Annotated in this window: 16 protein-coding genes; 1 reads left to right on the top strand and 15 read right to left on the bottom strand. The window is 63.5% G+C overall.

Translation table 11 applies throughout. The features are described from left to right. Positions 1 to 567 precede the first annotated feature (567 nt). Entirely contained in the window at positions 568 to 4,161 is a 3,594-nt protein-coding gene (locus CEJ45_RS10405; RefSeq protein WP_088755061.1) for an indolepyruvate ferredoxin oxidoreductase family protein, read from the top strand. 34 nt (positions 4,162 to 4,195) lie between these two features. On the opposite strand, the gene prmC is transcribed toward CEJ45_RS10405, so the two are convergent. The 15 genes from prmC to CEJ45_RS10330 form a co-directional block, all read right to left on the bottom strand. Further along, the gene (gene prmC, locus CEJ45_RS10400) at positions 4,196 to 5,029 is read right to left on the bottom strand and encodes a peptide chain release factor N(5)-glutamine methyltransferase (RefSeq protein WP_088755060.1); all 834 of its coding nucleotides are present in this window, start codon (positions 5,027 to 5,029) and stop codon (positions 4,196 to 4,198) included. Then, a complete protein-coding gene (locus tag CEJ45_RS10395; RefSeq protein ID WP_088755059.1) occupies positions 5,029 to 5,523 on the bottom strand; it encodes a disulfide bond formation protein B in 495 nt (164 codons plus the stop codon). Before CEJ45_RS10395 ends, prmC begins: the two co-directional genes overlap by 1 nt. A 196-nt stretch (positions 5,524 to 5,719) precedes the next feature. After that, positions 5,720 to 6,799, bottom strand: a complete 1,080-nt coding sequence (gene prfA / locus CEJ45_RS10390; RefSeq protein WP_088755058.1) for a peptide chain release factor 1 — start codon at positions 6,797 to 6,799, stop codon at positions 5,720 to 5,722. A gap of 104 nt (positions 6,800 to 6,903) precedes the next feature. Next, positions 6,904 to 8,196 (bottom strand): glutamyl-tRNA reductase, encoded by a 1,293-nt coding sequence (gene hemA, locus CEJ45_RS10385; RefSeq protein ID WP_088755057.1) that lies wholly within the window; start codon positions 8,194 to 8,196, stop codon positions 6,904 to 6,906. 253 nt (positions 8,197 to 8,449) lie between these two features. Next, complete coding sequence (locus CEJ45_RS10380) at positions 8,450 to 9,151, bottom strand: response regulator transcription factor (protein WP_088755056.1); 702 nt, start codon at positions 9,149 to 9,151, stop codon at positions 8,450 to 8,452. A 122-nt stretch (positions 9,152 to 9,273) separates the two neighbouring features. Further along, on the bottom strand, positions 9,274 to 9,543 hold the full coding sequence (gene minE / locus CEJ45_RS10375; RefSeq protein WP_006465131.1) for a cell division topological specificity factor MinE: 270 nt from the start codon (positions 9,541 to 9,543) through the stop codon (positions 9,274 to 9,276). A 1-nt stretch (position 9,544) separates the two neighbouring features. Continuing rightward, positions 9,545 to 10,360 (bottom strand): septum site-determining protein MinD, encoded by an 816-nt coding sequence (gene minD / locus CEJ45_RS10370; protein WP_088755055.1) that lies wholly within the window; start codon positions 10,358 to 10,360, stop codon positions 9,545 to 9,547. Positions 10,361 to 10,432: 72 nt separating this feature from the next. Then, entirely contained in the window at positions 10,433 to 11,230 is a 798-nt protein-coding gene (gene minC, locus CEJ45_RS10365) for a septum site-determining protein MinC (RefSeq protein WP_088755054.1), read from the bottom strand. A gap of 309 nt (positions 11,231 to 11,539) precedes the next feature. Then, on the bottom strand, positions 11,540 to 12,679 hold the full coding sequence (locus CEJ45_RS10360) for a BMP family ABC transporter substrate-binding protein (protein ID WP_039783680.1): 1,140 nt from the start codon (positions 12,677 to 12,679) through the stop codon (positions 11,540 to 11,542). 89 nt (positions 12,680 to 12,768) lie between these two features. Then, positions 12,769 to 13,689 carry an ABC transporter permease gene (locus CEJ45_RS10355; RefSeq protein WP_034332726.1) on the bottom strand — a complete coding sequence of 307 codons (921 nt, stop codon included), beginning with the start codon at positions 13,687 to 13,689 and terminating at the stop codon, positions 12,769 to 12,771. A gap of 16 nt (positions 13,690 to 13,705) precedes the next feature. Then, complete coding sequence (locus CEJ45_RS10350; RefSeq protein ID WP_088755053.1) at positions 13,706 to 14,800, bottom strand: ABC transporter permease; 1,095 nt, start codon at positions 14,798 to 14,800, stop codon at positions 13,706 to 13,708. Further along, a complete protein-coding gene (locus tag CEJ45_RS10345) occupies positions 14,793 to 16,343 on the bottom strand; it encodes an ABC transporter ATP-binding protein (protein ID WP_088755052.1) in 1,551 nt (516 codons plus the stop codon). The genes CEJ45_RS10350 and CEJ45_RS10345 overlap by 8 nt, the downstream gene beginning before the upstream one ends. Before the next feature lie 180 nt (positions 16,344 to 16,523). Beyond that, positions 16,524 to 17,303: an ABC transporter permease gene (locus CEJ45_RS10340; RefSeq protein ID WP_088755051.1), complete on the bottom strand. Its 780-nt coding sequence runs from the start codon at positions 17,301 to 17,303 to the stop codon at positions 16,524 to 16,526. A 28-nt stretch (positions 17,304 to 17,331) separates the two neighbouring features. Continuing rightward, a complete protein-coding gene (locus CEJ45_RS10335; RefSeq protein ID WP_088755050.1) occupies positions 17,332 to 18,117 on the bottom strand; it encodes an ABC transporter ATP-binding protein in 786 nt (261 codons plus the stop codon). Positions 18,118 to 18,172: 55 nt separating this feature from the next. Beyond that, entirely contained in the window at positions 18,173 to 19,213 is a 1,041-nt protein-coding gene (locus CEJ45_RS10330) for an ABC transporter substrate-binding protein (RefSeq protein WP_088755049.1), read from the bottom strand. Positions 19,214 to 19,603: the final 390 nt, after the last annotated feature.

Here is a 19,603-nt window from a genome sequence, read left to right as displayed (position 1 = left end):
GAAAGCCGGACATGCGTCCGGCTTTTTTTGTGTCCGGAAGAAGCGCAAAAAAAAGCGGATCCGACAGGGGAGGCCGGATCCGCGAGCTAGTGGTGCTTTCAACACTAGAGGGGAGGAACCTTGCACAGTAACGGATACCAATCAATCGCTGTTCAAGTGAGGTCTATTAAACGTCAGCGGCCGAGCTGGTCCAACGGCTTTTACGGGCTGTTACATTCACGTCTTGCTTGTAACACTTGGGGCGTCCGCAGCCTTTTTTTTTCAGCCGGAAATGTTGTTGTTTTTCGCTTTCCGGCATTTTCTTCTCCGCATTGCCAGCAATGCCGCAGGACGTGCGGAAACAGTTTCCTGCAAGGCAAAAAAGCCCGGAAACCCTGCTGCGGCGCGCGTAGCGGGCCGGTCACCCTTGTGCTAACTTGACACTACAACTTGAAGACACCCGGTTCACAAGACTGAGGTGTTCCCGATTCCCGACAGATCGGCGTAGCCGCACAGCGACACCTGTGCAGGCCGTGACTGCCGGGAGCATGTGCAAGGCAAAAACAAGATTTTTGGCACGGAGACCACATGAACGCACCCCTACCCGCCGGGCAACGCCTGCTGCTGGACGATGTATCCCTGGACGACAAATATGCACTGGAGCGCGGCCGCGTCTTCATGACCGGCATCCAGGCGCTGATCCGCCTGCCGATGCTGCAGCGGCAGTACGATGAGCGCGCAGGCCTCAACACAGCCGGCTTCATCACCGGCTATCGCGGCTCGCCATTGGGCTCGGTCGACCAGACCGCCGAGAAGGCGCGCAAATACCTGGAAGCCAAACAGGTCAGATTCCATCCCGGCATGAATGAAGACCTGGCCGCCACCAGCGTGTGGGGTACGCAGCAGGTCAATCTCTTCAAGGGTGCGCAATACGATGGCGTGTTCTCGCTGTGGTATGGCAAGGGCCCGGGGGTGGATCGCTGCGGCGATGTCTTCAAGCACGCCAACATGGCAGGCACCTCCAGGCACGGCGGCGTGCTGGTGATTGCGGGCGATGACCACGCCGCCAAATCCTCCACCGCCGCGCACCAGAGCGAGCACATCCTGAAGGCCTGCGGCATTCCGGTGCTCTATCCGTCGTCGGTGCAGGAGTACCTCGACTACGGCCTGCATGGCTGGGCCATGAGCCGCTACACCGGCTTGTGGGTGGCGATGAAATGCGTGACCGACCTGGTCGAATCGGGCATGTCGGTGATGATCGATCCGGAGCGCGTGAAGATAGAACTGCCCGACTTTGAACTGCCGCCCGATGGCCTCAACATCCGCATGCCGGATACCGTGCTGGGCCAGGAAGCGCGCATGATCAACTACAAGTGGTATGCCGCCCTCGCTTACGCGCGCGCGAACAAGTTGAACCGCATCATCTGGGACAGCCCGCGTGCGCGCATCGGCATCATCACCGCCGGCAAGTCCTACCTCGATACGCGCCAGGCGCTGGAAGACCTGGGCATCGATGAACAGGTCGCCGCCGACATCGGCATTCGTCTCTACAAGGTCGGCATGACCTGGCCGCTGGAAGCCGAGGGCGTGCGTGAATTCGCGCAGGGTCTCGATGAGATCCTGGTGGTCGAAGAGAAGCGCCAGATTCTTGAATACCAGTTAAAGGAAGAACTCTACAACTGGCGCGACGATGTTCGTCCCCGTGTGGTCGGCAAATTCGATGACACCGGCGAATGGAGCGGTTCACAGCGCGAAGGCCATGGCAAGTGGCTGCTGCCGGCCACCTATGAACTGAACCCGGCGCAGATCGCACGCGCGATTGCCACGCGCATCTCGCGCTATTTCGCCGGCCATCCGGTGGAGCAGCGCGTACGCACGCGCGTGGCCTATCTCGAAGCCAAGGAAGCGGCCCTCAACATCAGCAGCAAGCCCGATCCCGACAAGGACCGCGTGCCGCATTTCTGCTCGGGCTGCCCGCACAACACCTCCACCAAATTGCCCGATGGCAGCCGTGGCCTGGCCGGTATCGGTTGCCATTACATGGTCACCTGGATGGACCGCGAGACCAGCCTCTTCACCCACATGGGCGGCGAGGGCGTGACCTGGGTCGGACAGGCGCCGTTCACGACGGAAAAACACGTCTTCGCCAACCTCGGTGACGGCACCTACTTCCATTCCGGCCTGCTGGCGGTGCGCGCCTCGGTCGCGGCGAAGGTCAATATCACGTACAAGATCCTGTACAACGATGCGGTCGCCATGACCGGTGGCCAGGAGTTCGACGGCCCGCTCGATCCGGCCATGATCTCGCGCCAGCTGGCCGCTGAAAACGTGCGGCCCATCATCGTGGTCACCGATGAGCCGGACAAGTATCCGGCCGGCACCCAATGGGCCGAAGGCGTGACCATCCGCCATCGCAGCGAACTCGATGCCGTGCAGCGCGAACTGCGTGAACAGCCGGGTGTGTCGGCCATGATCTATGACCAGACCTGCGCCTCGGAAAAGCGTCGCCGCCGCAAACGCAATGCCTATCCCGACCCGGCCAAGCGCGCCGTCATCAACGAGGCGGTGTGCGAAGGCTGTGGCGATTGCAGCGTGCAGTCCAATTGCCTGTCGGTCGAGCCGCTGGAAACCGAGTTCGGCCGCAAGCGCCAGATCAACCAGTCTTCCTGCAACAAGGATTATTCCTGCGTGAACGGTTTCTGCCCCAGCTTCGTGACGGTGGAAGGGGGCCAGTTGAAGAAACCTGTACGCGCCAAGACGCAATCGGGGCCGGCCTTGCCGACGCTGCCGCAGCCGCTGCTGCCAGGGTTGGCGCAGCCCTACGGCATCGTGGTCACCGGCGTGGGCGGCACGGGCGTGATCACCATTGGCCAGATCATCGCCATGGCGGCGCACGTCGAAGGCCGGGCCTGTTCGGTGCTGGACATGAGCGGCCTGGCCCAGAAGGGCGGGCCGGTGATGTCGCACGTACGCGTGGCCGAGGACCCGGCGCACATCCAGTCCACTCGCGTGGGCACCGGCATGGCTGATCTGGTCATCGGCTGCGACGTGATCGTCACCGCCGGCCGCGATGCCCTCTCGCGCATGGGCGAGGGCCGTACGCATGCAGCGGTCAATTCGACGCAGATGCCGACCGCAGCCTTCGTGCGCAATCCTGACTGGCAATTCCCCACCGCCTCCAGCGAAGGCGAGATCGCCAAAGCCTGCGGGCGGGACAATCTTTCACTCATTGATGCAGGCCGCATCGCCACGGCGCTCATGGGCGATGCGATCGCGACCAACATGTTCATGCTCGGCTATGCCTGGCAAAAGGGCTGGGTGCCGTTGTCCGAAGCGGCGCTGATGCGCGCCATCGAACTCAATGCGCTGCAGGTGGATTTCAACAAGCAGGCCTTCGCCTGGGGCCGCGTGGCCGCACATGACGTGGACTTCGTGCTGGCCGCCGCGGGCCGCAACGGCATGACGGCGCAGGTGATCGAATTCAAGCGCACGCCGACCCTGGATGAACTGGTGGAGCGCCGCGTGGCCTTCCTTACCGATTACCAGAACGCCGCCTATGCGCGCAGCTATTGCGATGCCGTGGAAGAAGTGCGGGCGCGCGAGAGCACTCTGGGTGAGGTGGCACGCGGCCTCAAACTGAGCCGCGCGGTGGCGACCTCTCTCTTCAAGCTCATGGCCTACAAGGATGAGTACGAAGTCGCGCGCCTCTATACCGAACCGGCCTTCCGCGCCAAGATCGCCGGCATGTTCGAGGGGGATTACAAGCTGCGCTTCCACCTGGCACCGCCGCTCTTGGCCAAGCGCGACGACAAGGGACACCTGCGCAAGCAGGCCTTCGGCAGCTGGATGATGCCGGCCTTCGGCGTGCTGGCCAAGCTGCGCTTCCTGCGGGGGACGGCCTTCGATCCCTTCGGCTACACCGAGGAACGCAAGCAGGAGCGAGCGCTGATCAGCCAGTACCGTTCTACCCTGTCACGCCTGCTGGCAAAGCTCACGCCCGAGAACCTGGAACAGGTCGTCGCAGTGGCCCGCATTCCGGAAGAGATTCGCGGCTATGGCCACGTGAAGGAACGCCATCTGAAAGCGGCCATGCAGAAACAGGCCGCCTTGCTGGCACAGCTCGAACAGGGATCCTCGCAGCAGCCGCACTCGCCGCAAGGAGGCGGCAAGCGGGCGGCCTGAGAACGCAGGTAGAAAGTTGTAAACGGTCAGCGGATCAGGCCAGGCGGCCGCCGCTGACCCGTTCGATACCGGCGAGGTCGCGCCAGCTCCGGACTTCCTTGAAGCCGGTGCCGGAGAGCAGTCCACGCACCGCAGCGGCCTGGTCGTAACCGTGTTCCATCAGCAGCCAGCCGCCGGGTAGCAGATGCCCCGGTGCGCCGTCGATGATGCTGCGCAGGTCGGTCAGGCCATCAGCGTGATCGGTGAGCGCATCGACCGGTTCGAAACGCAGGTCGCCTTGGGAGAGGTGCACATCCCCTGCGACGATATAAGGCGGGTTGGAGGCGATCACCGCAAAGCGTTGATCCTGGGGCAGGGCGGCGTACCAGTCGCTTTCCAGCAGCGTCACGCGGACCTGGTTGGTCGTGGCGTTTTCGCGTGCGATGGCCAGTGCGGCAGCACTGGCGTCCAGTGCCGTCACTACCGCATCGGGCCGCGTATGGGCGATGGCGATGGCAATCGCGCCCGAACCGGTCCCCATGTCCAGCAGGGCCGCGCCTTGCGGCAATCTTTCCATGGCCAGTTCCACCAGCAGCTCGGTATCGGGCCGGGGGATCAATACATCCGGCGTGACGCGCAGATTCAGTCCATAGAATTCGCGCTGCCCGATGATGTAGGCAATCGGCTCGCCGCGCAGGCGACGGGCGTAGAGGGCCGTGAGCGCCTCCGATTGAGCGGCATCGAGCCGCCGTTCGGATTGCGTGATCAGCTGCACGCGCGTGATGCGCAGCGCGTGGCAGAGCAGGATGCGGTTCTCCAGCGGGTCCAGCGGCGCCGTCTTCAATACGGTGGCCAGCGTGCAGCCGGCATAGCTGGAGAGCGGCTCCATCACTTCCAGATGGTGGTGCGCGGTGCGCGCTTGAACAGTTGCACGGCCAGCACCAGGGCCAGCACGCCGAACCAGATCAGCGACCAGGTGGGGATCTGCAGGCCGAACACGGGCGGCCAGGGCGCCGAGCAGAACCCGTCGGCCGTGAACATCTGCGGCCACAGCTTGGCCGTGGGCAGCTGGTTCAGTGCCGTTTCCAGCGGATCGGTGGTGCAGGACACGCCCGGATGCGCCTTCACATACAGGTGCCAGATCGCCGTGCCGGCGCCGCCCAGCGCGGCCAGCAGGCCCAGTCCGGCGCTGCCGCGGCGGGCCGCTTCGGGCATCAATGCGCCGATCAGGGCGAAGGCGCCCACCAGGACGAACATGTAGCGCTGGATGACGCACAGCGGGCAGGGCTGCATTTCTTCGACGATCTGCAAGTACATGGCAACGCCCAGCAGGGCAGCGCAGACCAGCGCCACCAGCAGGAAAACCGCTTTGGATGATTTCATGGTTGAGGGTTCAGTGATTCATTAATGGGGGACAGCGTCGGGGCAGTTCGATGGGCAGGACCGCCCGAATGATCGGGCGGCTTTTTTGCCATGACGCGATTGTAGAGAAGTCCGGGCCTGCGTGCATGCTGACCGCGCAGGCAAAACGGCGGCAAAGGCACTCTGAACCCATCCCCCCGGCTTGGTTCCGGCGGCCTCAGTCGTCGCCCAGCTGGGCCAGCAGTTCGGCCTGGTGCTCGGTGATGAGGGCATTGGTCAGTTCGTCCAGGTCGCCATCCATGATGAAATCGAGCTTGTAGAGCGTCAGGTTGATGCGGTGGTCGGTCATGCGCCCCTGCGGGAAATTGTAGGTGCGGATGCGCTCGCTGCGGTCGCCCGAGCCGATGAGCGACTTGCGGGTGGCGGCCTCCTTGGATTGCTGTTCGCGCAACTGCACGTCCTTGATCCGGGCGGCCAGCACTTTCATGGCCTGCGCCTTGTTCTTGTGCTGGCTGCGGTCGTCCTGGCATTCCACCACGATACCGGTCGGCAGGTGGGTGATGCGCACGGCCGAATCGGTCTTGTTGATGTGCTGTCCGCCGGCACCGGAGGCGCGGTAGGTATCGATGCGCAGGTCGGCCGGGTTGATGTCGACGTCCTCGACTTCATCGGCCTCGGGCATCACCGCCACTGTGCAGGCGGAGGTGTGGATGCGGCCCTGGGTCTCGGTGGCCGGCACGCGCTGCACGCGGTGGCCGCCGGATTCGAACTTCAGGCGCGAATAGGCGCCGAAGCCGGCGATGCGGGCGATCACTTCCTTGTAGCCGCCCAGCTCCGATTCTGAGGCCGAGACGATCTCCACCTGCCAGCGCTGGCGTTCGGCATAGCGGGTGTACATGCGCAGCAGGTCGCCGGCAAACAGGGCCGATTCGTCACCTCCGGTGCCGGCGCGGATTTCCAGGAAGATGTTTCGTTCATCATTGGGATCCTTGGGCAGCAGCATCTTCTGCAGATCCAGCTCCAGCGCCTCCATGCGGGCCTTGGCGCCATCGATTTCTTCCTGGGCGAAAGCCTTCATATCGGGGTCCGACAGCAGCTCGCCGGCGGTGCGGATATCTTCACTGGCCTGCACATAGTCGTGGTACAGCGCCACCAGCGGGCCCAGTTCGGCGTGTTCGCGGGTCATTTTGCGGAAGTTGTCCATGCTGGACGTGGCATCTTCCTGGGCCAGCAGGCTGTTGAGCTCTTCCAGCCGTTCGGCGAGCTGGTCGAGTTTGGCGAGCATTGAGGATTTCATGAGGTCGGGAAGTCAGTATCGGTCAGCAATGAAGGGACGACGGCAGCCGTCGGCGACGGCGCGAGGGTGCCAGCCGCAGACAGCGGCCAGCCGGGCGGAAGGCGCTAACGCTTGGAGCGGAACAGTTGCGGCAGCAGCGAGACCAGCTGGCTGCGCTGTTCGCCCTGGGCGTGATGCAGGGCCTGTTGCGGGCCGTGCAGGAACTTGGCGGTCAGGCCTTTGGAGAGGGCATCGAGCACCGCTTCCACATCCTCGCCCTTGGCCAGCATGCGGCGTGCGCGCTCCAGTTCGGCCAGGCGCAGGGCCTCGCCGGTTTCGTGCAGGTCCTGGATCAGCGGCACCATGGCGCGACTGTCGATCCAGTGCATGAAGGATTGCACCCGGGTTTCGATGATGGCTTCGGCCTGGGCGACCGCCGCCTGGCGGTTTTCGACGCCGCTTTGGACCACCGAGGCCAGGTCATCCACCGTGTAGAGGAAGACGTCGTCCAGGCGGCCGACTTCGGCCTCGATATCGCGCGGCACGGCCAGGTCGACCATGAAGATGGGTTTGTGGCGGCGTGCCTTGACGGCCCGTTCCACCAGACCGAGGCCGATGATGGGCAGCTGCGAGGCGGTACAGGACACCACGATGTCGAAGCTGGCCAGTTGCTCCGGCAGGTCGGCCAGGCGGATGGCACGGCCGCTGAAGCGATGGGCCAGGGTTTCGCCGCGTTCCATGGTGCGGTTGGCCACCGTCAGGGTCTTGGGATTCTGGGCCGCGAAGTGCGTGGCGCACAGCTCGATCATTTCGCCCGCGCCGATGAAGAGCACGTTCTGGCCGGAGATCGAATCGAAGATGCGCTGCGACAGCCGCACGGCGGCCGCGGCCATCGAGACGCTGTGCGCGCCGATTTCGGTGGTGCTGCGCACTTCCTTGGCAACCGCAAAGGTGCGCTGGAACAGCTGGTGCAGATACGTGCCCAGCCCGCCGGCGGCATCGGCCTGGCGGACCGCATCTTTCATCTGGCCCAGGATCTGCGGCTCGCCCAGCACCATCGAGTCCAGCCCGGAGGCGACGCGGAAGGCATGGCGCACGGCATTGTCCTGCGGCAGCGAGTACAGGTAGGGACGCAGGTCGGCGTAGGGAATGTGGTGGTACTCGGCCAGGAACTGCGCGGTGCGGTCGATGGCGAATTCCACGCCGTCTTGCCCGGCGGCTGCCGCCGCATACAGCTCGGTGCGGTTGCAGGTGGAAAGGATGGCGGCCTCGCCCGAGGCCACGATCTTGTCATGCCCCCCGAACCACGCACGCGCGGACGCCACCGCCTGACCGATCTGGTCAGCGGGGAATGCCACTTTCTCGCGCAGCGAGACCGGCGCGGTAGTGTGGTTGAGTCCGACGGCGAGCAAATGCATGGAAGAATCGACTAAAAGGCAGCAGTGCAGATGAGCTGGGATATTGCACTTCTATGGCTGTGAACCTGAATGAAAAGCGTAGGAATCAATGCAATTCGTACAAAATCAGACAGATTCGGCCCCGGTTTTGGGAATAATTATACTCTTTGCCCACTTTCGGGTTGGGGCGCCCCCTGATAATCGGTATATGTCCCTGACATGGATCAGGCTTGGCGCAGATGGCCGGGGCGCCGATGCAACACTGTGCGGCGCGCTATTCCAGCCGTTCCAGCTGGTAGCCATAGCCGTAGACGGTGGCGAGCTGGTAGCCATTGCCCGGATGCAGCTTGAGCTTGGTGCGGATGCGCGAGACGTGGGTATCGATGGTGCGGGTGGGGGTTTCCGGTTCGGCGCCCCAGATGCGCTCCTGCAGGAAGGCGCGCGACAGCGGGCGTCCCAGGTGCTGCATGAACAGCAGCGCCAGTTCGACTTCCTTGCGGGTGAGCGTGGCATCCAGGCCGGGCCGCTCGGGATGGGTGATGCGCAGGCGTGCCAGGTCGACCATGAAGCCGCCGGCTTCCACCACGCTGGGCGGCGCTTCGTACGGCTGCGCGGCCAGCAGCAGCAGGTCCAGGCGCAGGGCCAGTTCCTGGCGCTCCACCGGTTTGACCAGGAAGTCATCGGCACCGGCCATGCGCAGGTTGCGCAGCCAGTGCTGGTGGGCGGGGGTGCACAGCAGCAGCACCACCGGACGCGCCTTGGAGGCCGCCGGCGGGCGATGCTGCTGGACCAGCATGGTGACCGCGTGCTGATGCCGCTGCAGGTCGTCCAGATCCAGCACGACCAGGTTGGCACGGTCGGCACAGGCCGCAGCAAAGCCCTCCACACCGCTGTAGACCTGGCATTCATGGCGATCGGCCAGTTGCGTGACCAGGGTCACGGTGTCGGCGTCTTTGGAAAGAATCCCGATTTTCATTGCATCTGTTCAGGATGGAAGTCAAAGGCAGTCAACGCACGGCTCCCCGGGGTGGTGGACCGTATTGGCAAAAAGGGCAGCCTGGGCTGCCCTTTTCTTCATGCAGGCTGCGGCGTGCGCGCTCAGGCAGCCGGTACGTCGCTGTCGGGCAGCACCACGTTCACATCCAGCACTTCCAGGTTGCCCTGGCGGTCCAGCGAGATCTTGATGTCGTCGGCATTGACCTTGGTGTACTTGGAGATGACCTCAATGAGTTCCTTGTGCAGCGCCGGCAGGAAGTCCGGACCCTGGCGGCCGTTGGAACGCTCGCGGGCGATGATGATCTGCAGCCGCTCCTTCGCCGCCACCGCACTTTTGGGCTTGCTGGGGAACAGGAAAGAAAGCAGGGACATGTCACTTACCTCCGAAGATGCGCTGCAGGAAGCCCGGCTTTTCGTAGGTGGTGAAACGCAGCTCGACGGTCTCGCCGAGGAAGCGCGATACCACGTCCTGGTAGGCCTGGGCCACGTCGCTGTCCTTCATGTGGATGGCGGGGGAACCCTGGTTGGAGGCCTGCAGCACGGTTTCCGATTCGGGGATGATGCCGATCAAGGGAATGCGCAGGATTTCCTGCACATCGGTATAGGACAGCATTTCGCCATCTTCCACGCGCTTGGGGGAATAGCGGGTGATGAGCAGGTGCTCCTTGACCGGCTCGCCGCCCGAGGAGGCGCGGCGCGACTTGGCCTGGATGATGCCGAGGATGCGGTCCGAGTCGCGCACCGACGACACTTCGGGGTTGGAGACCACGATGGCTTCGTCGGCGAAGGTCAGCGCCATCACCGCACCGTGCTCGATGCCGGCCGGGGAGTCGCAGATGATGTATTCGAAGTCCATCTTGGAGAGGTCGTTGAGGACACGCTCCACGCCTTCTTCGGTCAGGGCGTCCTTGTCGCGGGTTTGCGAGGCCGGCAGGATGAACAGGTTGTCGCAGTGCTTGTCCTTGATCAGGGCCTGGTTCAGCGTGGCTTCCTTGTTGATCACGTTGATGAGGTCGTAGACCACGCGGCGTTCGCAGCCCATGATCAGGTCCAGGTTGCGCAGACCGACGTCGAAGTCGATCACGGCCGTCTTGTGGCCGCGCATGGCCAGGCCCGATGCGAAACTGGCGCTGGACGTCGTTTTGCCGACGCCGCCCTTACCCGAAGTCACAACGATGATTTTTGCCACGAAAAACTCCTTAAGAAGAACAGTACGCCGGCGGTCCCGGCTGGATTCGTTTAAATGATTTACGCCGGAGCCTTACGACGCCGACATGGGCAGCACGTCGATACGTTCGCCTTGCAGGCGCACCTGCACCTGCTTGCCGACGAGCTCCGGAGCATGACCGTTCTCGAAGGTCCGATAGACCCCCGCAATGGAAACCAGTTCCGCTTCCAGTGAAGCAGCGAAGATGCGCGCGCTCGTATTGCCCGAGGCACCGGCCAGGGCACGGCCGCGCAACGGCGCGTAGACGTGGATGCAGCCATCGGCAATGAGCTCGGCGCCGTTGTTGACCACGGCCAGCACCACCAGGTCGGCGCCGCGCGCATAGATGCGCTGGCCGGCGCGCACCGGGGTGTCGATCACCACGGTGTTGGCCACCGGGGCCGGGGCGGGCTGGGGAGCGGGTGCAGCGGCAGCAGGCGGAGCCACCGGGGCGGCTGGCGGGGTTGGTGCTGGTGCGGCTTGCTGGGCTGCCGCCTCTTGCGCCCGCGCATTGGCGGTGCCGGCACCGGCCACCGCCGAGTTGTCGATGGCCAGGCCCTGGGCGACGATGCCGCCATGCAATTCTTCCGGCGCATTGCGCACGGCCACCGTATTCAAGCGGAAGCGCTTGAACAGGGCCACCACGGCGCTCCAGTCGATGGCCGCAGCGGCTGCCGCATCCAGGGTGCCGATATCCAGCACCGCGAATTCGTCTTCGAAGAAATCGGCGACGCCGCCGGTCATTTCCTTCAGGGCTTTTTCCAGCGAAGTCGGATCGGTTTCATGCAGGATTGCCGAAATGGCAACTACAGTGGAAATTTTGATTTCGATCGGTTTGCGCGCTTTTTGCATAAATCCTGTAGTTCAATGCGGCGGAAAGTGAAGGAAAATGCAGGCTTTCCACCCGGTTTGGGTGTGCATTATACAGGCTGGATGCGGCTGCGATAGCGGTGGAACGGGGGTTTTCGGCGAGCCGATGGTGAGCTGGCCAAGACTGTTCGGTGATTCGGCAAAAGTTGCAGTCGTGAAGATTTCTGAGAGAAAAGTGCCCCGGCGAGAGCGCACATTGCCAAAAAAAACCGCCGGCACCTCACGATGCCAGCGGTTTTCTTGAAGCCTGCCCCGGCCGCCTGACAGCAGCGCCGGGGAGCCATCCGGAAATCAGCCCGGTACCTTGCCGTCCACGCCCTCGACGTAGAACTTGATGCCATGCAGGAAGCCGTCATCGGCCACGGCGTCCTTGCCCAGCACTTCCTTGCCGGCGTTGTCCTTGATCGGACCCTTCCAGATCGGGGCCGAGCCGTCGACGATGCCCTTCTTGCGCTCTTCCACCAGCGACTTCACGTCGGCCGGCAGTTCAGGATTGAAGGCGGCCAGGTCGATGCCGTTTTCCTTCAGGCCGATCCAGCTGGTGCTGCTCTTCCACGAGCCATCCAGCACGGCTTGCACGCGCGCCGTGTAATACACGCCCCAGTTGATCATGGAAGCAGCCAGGTGGGCCTTGGGGCCGAAGCTGGTCATGTCGCTGTCCCAGCCGAAGGCATACACGCCCTTTTCCTGCGCGGTCTGTACCACGGCGGCGGAGTCGGTGTTCTGCATCAGCACGTCCACGCCCTGGCCGATCAGGGTGGTGGCGGCTTCACGTTCCTTGCCCGGATCGAACCACTTGTTGACCCAGACCACGGCGGTGGTGGCCTTCGGGTTGACCGAACGCGCACCCAGGGTGAAGGAGTCGATGTTGCGGATCACTTCAGGAATCGGCACCGAAGCCACCACGCCCAGCTTGCCGGACTTGCTCATCTTGCCCGCGACCACGCCGGCCAGGTAAGCGCCTTCATAGGTGCGCACATCGTATTGCGCCAGGTTGTCGGCGGTCTTGAAGCCGGTGGCGTGTTCGAACTTCACATCCGGGAATTCCTTGGCGACCTTGAGCATGGCTTCCATGTAGCCGAAGGTGGTGCCGAAGATCAGCTTGTTGCCGTCGGTGGCCAGCTGGCGGAAGACGCGCTCGGCGTCCGCTGCGGATTCAGGAATGTTTTCCACGAAGGTGGTCTTGACCTTGTCGCCGAACTTTTCTTCGACTGCCTTGCGGCCCTTGTCATGCGCGAAGGTCCAGCCGGCGTCACCGACCGGGCCGATGTAGACGAAGGCGACCTTCAGCGGATCAGCCGCCGGTGCGGCGGCAGCCGGCGCAGCAGCGGGCGCGGCGGCAGCAGGTTCTTCCTTCTTGCCGCAACCGATCAGGGTTGCTGCGGCCAGGGTGGCGAGCATCGTCAAGGATGCCCTGCGCGAAATCTTCATTGTGTTCTCCCTCAAGGTCAGTGGATAAATGCAAGTGCTGCTACAAAAACGGAATAAACGATTTAAACGAGATAAACGAGATCAATGGTTCAGGAAGCGCCCGGACGGAACGGCTTGCCCAGCGACGCCGGCATGTTCAGGCGGATCCAGTCGGGGTTGCGCGAGATCAGCGCCAGCACCACGATGGTGGCCAGGTACGGGGCCATCGACAGGATCTGCGAGGGCACCGTCACCCCCATGCCCTGCAGGTAGAACTGCGCGATGGTCACGCCGCCAAACAGCAGCGAACCCAGCAAGACGCGTGCCGGACGCCAGGTGGCGAAGGCGGTCAGGGCCAGCGCGATCCAGCCGCGTCCGGCCACCAGGCCCTCGACCCACATCGGGGTATAGACCAGCGACATGTAGGCACCCGCCAGGCCGCAGCAGGCGCCCCCGAACAGCAGCGCCAGGTAGCGGATGCCGCGCACCGAATAGCCCAGCGCATGCGCCGATTCCGGCGACTCGCCCACGGCGCGCAGGACCAGCCCGGCCCGTGTGCGATACAGGAACCAGATGCTGGCCAGGCACAGCGCGAAGGCGACATAGCTCATCCAGTGCTGGTGGAACAGCGCCTTGCCGAGGAAGGGAATATCCCCCAGCAGCGGAATCGAATTCGGTTGCGCCGGCAGGGCCAGGCCCACGAAGCGCTGGCCGACGAAGGCCGACAGGCCGGCCCCGAAGATCGACAGCGCCAGGCCGGTGGCGACCTGGTTGGTGGCCAGGCGCAGCGCCAGCCAGGCAAAGAGCGTGGCCATCAGCATGCCGCAGACGGCACCGGCGACAAAGCCCAGGAGCGGGCTCTTGGTGGCATAGCCGACCGCGAAACCGGCGATGGCCGCCACCAGCATCATGCCTTCGGCACCCAGGTTGAGCACGCCGGAGCGTTCATTGATCAACAGCCCGATGGCCGCCAGCAGCAAGGGTGTGCCGGCATTGATGGAGGCTGCGATGAGAGGAGCGAGTTGTTCCATGTCCTGTCCTGATTCCTTAGACTTTCTTTTTCCACGCCAGGCGGTAATCGATGAGCGTATCGCAGGCCAGCAGCAGGAACAGCAGCATGCCCTGGAACACGCCCGTGATGGCCGAGGGCAGGCCCAGGCGCGACTGCGCCAGCTCGCCGCCCAGGTACAGCAACGACATGATCAGCCCGCCCAGGATGGCGCCGACCGGATGCAGGCGGCCGATGAAGGCCACGATGATGGCGGCGAACCCATAGCCCGGCGACACCGACGGCAGCAGCTGCCCGATCGGACCGGCGATCTCGAAGGCGCCGGCCAGTCCGGCAAAGGCACCCGAGATCAGCAGCGAGACCCACAAGGCCGAACGTGCCGAGAAGCCCGCATAGCGCGCCGCATGCGGCGCCACGCCACCGACCATGAGCGAGAAGCCGCGCAGGCTGCGCATCATGAAGATGGCCATCAGGATGGCTGCGACGATGGCCACCGCAAAGCCGATATGCAGGCGCGTGCCCGACATCAGCATGGGCAGCATGAATTCGCTGGAGAACACCTTCGATTGCGGGAAATTCATGCCATTGGGATCCTTCAGCGGACCATTGACGGCCCACATCAGCAGCAGCTGCGCCACATAGGTCAGCATCAGCGAGACCAGGATTTCATTGGCATTGAACTGGTCACGCAGGTAAGCGGTGATGGCCGCCCACAAGGCACCGCCGATGATGCCGGCCACGATCATGAGCACCAGCCCCATGCCGCCGGAGATGCCGTGTCCCGGCACATCCAGCCACACCAGCATGGCCCCCGAACAGAGCGCACCGACGGTGAACTGGCCTTCGGCACCGATATTCCAGATGCTGGCGCGGAAGCACACCGCCAGCCCCAGCGCGCACAGGATCAGCGGTACGGATTTGAGCAGCAGCTCGCTGATGGCGCGCTTGCCGTTGAACGGATCGACCAGGAATACCTTCAGGCCCGCCAGCGGATCCTTGCCCAGTGCCAGGAACAGCAACGCCCCCAGGAACAGGGTGGCGACGATGGCGATCACCGGCGACAGATAAGTCATGGTCTTGGAGGGCGCACCGCGCAGTTCCAGACGCAGGGGGAAGCGCATGCGTTCAGCCATGGTTCACCTCCGCAGCGGCGGCCGCCGGTTCATCCCACAAGCCGCTCATCCACACGCCCACTTGTTCGCGCGTGGCCTGTTCGATGGGGATGGAGGGCGACAGTCGCCCCTTGGCGATGACGTGCAGGCGATCACATAATGCGAACAATTCGTCAAGTTCTTCCGAGATCACCAGCACTGCACAACCTTCCTGTTTCAGTTTCAAGATTTCGCCGTGGATCTGGGCGGCGGCACCGACGTCCACCCCCCAGGTCGGCTGGGCCACCACGAAGACGGCGGGTTTGCGTTCCATTTCGCGGCCGACGATGAATTTCTGCAGGTTGCCGCCCGACAGGCTCTTGGCCGGTGCATCCGGTCCGGCCGCCTTGACCTTGAAGCGTTCGATGATGGACGCCGCAGCACGCCGCGTGAAACCGAAATCGATCATGCCGCGCTTCACGTAGGGCGCTTTCTGGTGCGACAGCAGCATGTTGGCGGTGAGCGAAAGCGTCGGCACGGCACCGCGCCCCAGGCGTTCTTCCGGCACCAGGCCCAGGCCCGCTGCGCGGCGCGGATTGGGCGAGAGGTCTCCCACCGCCTTGCCGGCCAGCATGATCATGTTGGGCGCGGCGCGCTGGTCTTCGCCGGACAGCGCCGCCAGCAATTCCTGCTGGCCATTGCCCGAGACCCCGGCGATGCCGACGATTTCACCGGCGCGCACTTCGCATTCGATGTCCTTCAGTTCGGTCGCAAACAGGTGCGCCTTGGGCAGCGAAAGACGATTGACGTGCAGCTTGCGCTCATTGCGCAGCGAATCGGGATTGCGCTCGCGCTGCAGGCGCACCAGCTCATCACCGATCATCATGCGCGAGAGGCTGGCGCTGCTTTCATTGCGCGGATCGCAGTTGCCGGTCACGCGGCCACCGCGCATGACGGTGGCGCTGTGGCACAGCGCGCGGATTTCGTCGAGCTTGTGGCTGATGTAAAGAATGCTGCAGCCCTCATCGGCCAGGCGGCGCAGCGTCACGAAGAGTTTTTCCACCGCCTGGGGCGTGAGCACCGAGGTCGGCTCGTCCAGGATCAGCAATTGCGGTTCGGTCAGCAGCGCGCGCACGATTTCCACGCGCTGGCGTTCCCCGACCGACAGGGTATGCACATGGCGCTGCGGGTCCAGCTCCAGCCCGTATTTTTCGCCGGTGCGGGTGATGCGTTCGGCCAGTTCCTTGAGATCGGTCTTGGCGTCCAGGCCCAGGGCGATGTTCTCGGTCACGGTCAGCGTATCGAACAGCGAGAAATGCTGGAACACCATCGCAATGCCCAGCTTGCGCGCCACCTGCGGATTGGCGATCTGCACCGTCTCACCGTTCCAGCGCAGTTCACCGGCATCCGGCTTGACCGCACCGAAGATGATCTTCATCAGGGTGGACTTGCCCGCGCCGTTCTCCCCGAGTACGGCGTGGATCTCGCCGGGCGCAACGGCCAGGCTGACATCGTCATTGGCCAGCACGCCCGGATAGGCCTTGCGCACATGGCTGATTTCAAGACGGAGTGGAACTGCGCTCACGTGATTTCCCTGTGGTGATGAGGTTGGTCATGTCCAAATGCAAGGCGGTCCGCGTGCCTGCGGCCGCCGCGAGCGCCCCCAGCGGCTCGCACGCGCGACATCATAGACAAATTGCGCCGCGCCGCATACCGCTTTTGCCGGGTTTTCCGCCCCTGTTGCGGCGTAATCGCCCGATTTATCTCATTTTCCCCGATGCGCCCAGCCGGTGGTGCGTTTCTCGATGATGGCGAACAGTTCGTACATGGCCATGGCCATGGCCCCGATCACCACCAGCCCGGCAAAGGCCAGCGGCATCTTCATCGAGGAGCCGGCCGAGACCAGCAGGTAGCCGATGCCCTGGTTGGAGGCATTCATCTCGGACACGGTCGAGCCCACGAAGGCCAGCGTGATGGCCACTTTGAGCGAGGCAAAGAAATACGGCATCGAACGCGGCAGGCCGACCTTGAGCAGGATGTCCATGCGGCGTGCGCCCAGCACGCGCAAGACGTCTTCCAGCTCCGGTTCCAGCGTGGCCAGGCCGGTGGCGATGTTGACCATGATGGGGAAGAAGGAGATCAGGAAAGCGGTCAGGATGGCCGGCCCCGCGCCGATACCGAACCAGACCACCAGCACCGGCACGAAAGCCGCCTTGGGCAAGGCATTGAAGGCCGTCATGAGCGGATAGGCGGCGGCATAGAGCATGGGTGAAGAGCCGATCACGAAGCCCAGCGTCACACCGACCACCACCGCAATGGCAAAGCCCACCATGGTGACCCAAAAGGTGGAGAGGGCGTGTTCGGTGATCGGCCCGGCGTAATCCACCATGGCCTGCAGGATGGAGGCGGGGCTGGGGAAGATGAAGTCGGAGACCTGCCACACGCTGCAGATGAACTGCCACACGCCCAGGATGGCGAGCAGCAGGAACCAGGGAGCCAGCGTGGTGGCGGCGCGGTTGAGTTTGCCGTTGAACGGAGTTTTCATGAGTTTCCTTGGCCGGGCCGTGTGAGGGTCAGGTATTGCGCACGTGGCCGATGTGCTCGCGCAGTTCATGCACCAGCGCGTTGAAGCCGTCGGTATAGGTGGTTTCCAGCGGACAGGGGCGCGGCAGCGGATTTTCCCGCCGCACCACGATACGCCCCGGGCGCTTGCTCATCACGTAGATGGTGTCGGCCAGGAAGGCCGCCTCGCGCAGGTCATGCGTGACCAGGATGACGTTGAAGCGGCGCTCGGCCCACAGGTCGCGCAGCACGCACCACAGTTCTTCGCGGGTGAAGGCATCGAGCGCGCCGAAGGGTTCGTCCAGCAGCAGCATCTTGGGCTCATGGATCAGCGCGCGGCAGATCGAGGCGCGCTGCTGCATGCCACCCGAGAGTTGCCAGGGGAATTTGTCGGCATAGCCGTCCAGCCCCACGGTCTTGAGCAACTTGAGGGCACGTTCGGTGTACTCGGCCTTCTTCTGCTTGAAGTCGCGCCGATAGGGTTCGACGATCTCCAGCGGCAGCAGCACGTTTTCCAGCGTGGTGCGCCAGGGCAACAGGGTCGGGGCCTGGAAGGCCATGCCCACGAACTTGAGCGGCCCCGTGACCGTCTGGCCGTTGATGACGACGCTGCCGCGATTGGGTTGCTTCAAGCCCGTGGCCAGCTTCATGAAAGTGGACTTGCCGCAGCCGGACGGCCCGACGATGGCGATGAACTCGCCTGCACGGGTCTGCAGGTCGATGTCTTCCACCGCAAATTCGGCGGCGCCATCATAGGCCAGGTAGACGTGGCGGAAATCGACGAAGGGTTCGCTCATGAATGCAGTCGGCCAGAAATGAGATGAGATGAATCGAATGAACGATATAAATGATTTACTTGGGGAACACGTCCAGCTCGGCCTTGGCCGGCAGGAAGCTGCCGTTCCAGATCTTGTCGGCATTGACGCGGGTCTTGGTGCCGTAGGCGTCCGAGACTTGCGAAGCCATGAGCGTGAGGCGCGGACCGTAGACCTGGCCATAGCCTTCCGACTTGGCATGGGGCGTGGCGATGGCGCTGGCGATGGCCAGCTTCAGGCGGCGCAGCTCCAGCTTCTCGTCGATGAGGCCATCGCGTTCCTTCAGGACCTTGATGGCGGCTTCCGGATTGGCCATCACGTCGCGGCTGGCCTTGGCGAAGGCGCGCAGGAAGCCCTTGATGGCCTCCGGCTTCTGCTTGACCATGGTCTCGGAGGCGATGATGGTATTGCCGTACAGGCGCACGCCGTAGTCCGGGTACATCATCACGTTGATGTCTTCATCCTTGATGCCGCGGGCGTTGAGGTTCAGCAGCGAGGTGAAATAGAAACCGGTGATGGCATCCACATCGCCGCGCGCCAGCATGGTTTCGCGCAGCGGCGGGTCCATGCTGGTCCACTGCGCCTTGGTGGCATCGAGGCCGTTGGCCTTGGCAAAGATCGGGTAGGCGCGGCGCCCGGCGTCGAACACCGGCGCGCCCAGCTTCTTGCCGGCCAGGTCTGCCGGTTTCTTGATGCCGGATTTCTTGAGCGAGAACACCGCGGCCGGGGTGTCGTTGTAGACCATCATCACGGCCACCGGCTTGCCCGGTGCATCGGGGTTGTTGGCCGTGAATTCCATCAGGGCGGCCATGTCGGCGAAGCCCATGTCATAGGTGCCGGAGGCCACGCGGTTGACCGCATTGCCGGAGCCGTTGCCGGCGTCGATGGTGACATCCAGTTTTTCCTGCGCGAAGTAACCCTTGGACTTGGCTACCAGGAACAGGGCTGCCGGCCCTTCGAAGCGCCAGTCCAGCTGGAACTTGACCTTGGTTTCCTGTGCCAGCGCCAGCGAGGAGCTGGCGGCCAATACCAGGCCGAGAACGGTGGTGCCGAGTTTGAAGAGCTTGCTGGAATGCACGATGGACTTCCTTCCTTGTTCGTTTGAATGTCAGATCCCAGGGCTTCAATAGCATTTAATGTGCCAAGCCAGCCTGCGGTTCGCGTCTGCTCTGCTTTGCCGGGCGCGGCAGGGGCCAGGCGGTCGGCAAGGGCCCTGCGGATGATCGACATCCGCTTTTCTTTTTGTCGACAATCAAAAAATCCATTTGCGACAATTTGGTGCTTGCCTGCACCTAAGTAGAAAAAAATGCACTAAAAAAATTTGGCTTACGGCGCTGTAAGGCAGGCGGCATGCGCCTCCTGGCAGTTTTTGTCCGCGCGTACCTGGTTGTCGCGATTGTCGACAATGCGAGCCGCCATGCAACTAACTCCTGCATGAGGGCTTGGGAAAGTGCCCGGACTCGGCTAG

This window comes from Herbaspirillum aquaticum, from assembly GCF_002213425.1.
Lineage (GTDB): Bacteria > Pseudomonadota > Gammaproteobacteria > Burkholderiales > Burkholderiaceae_D > Herbaspirillum > Herbaspirillum aquaticum.
The sequence above is the reverse complement of the archived record's forward strand: the minus strand, read 5'-3'. Positions and strand labels throughout refer to the sequence as shown.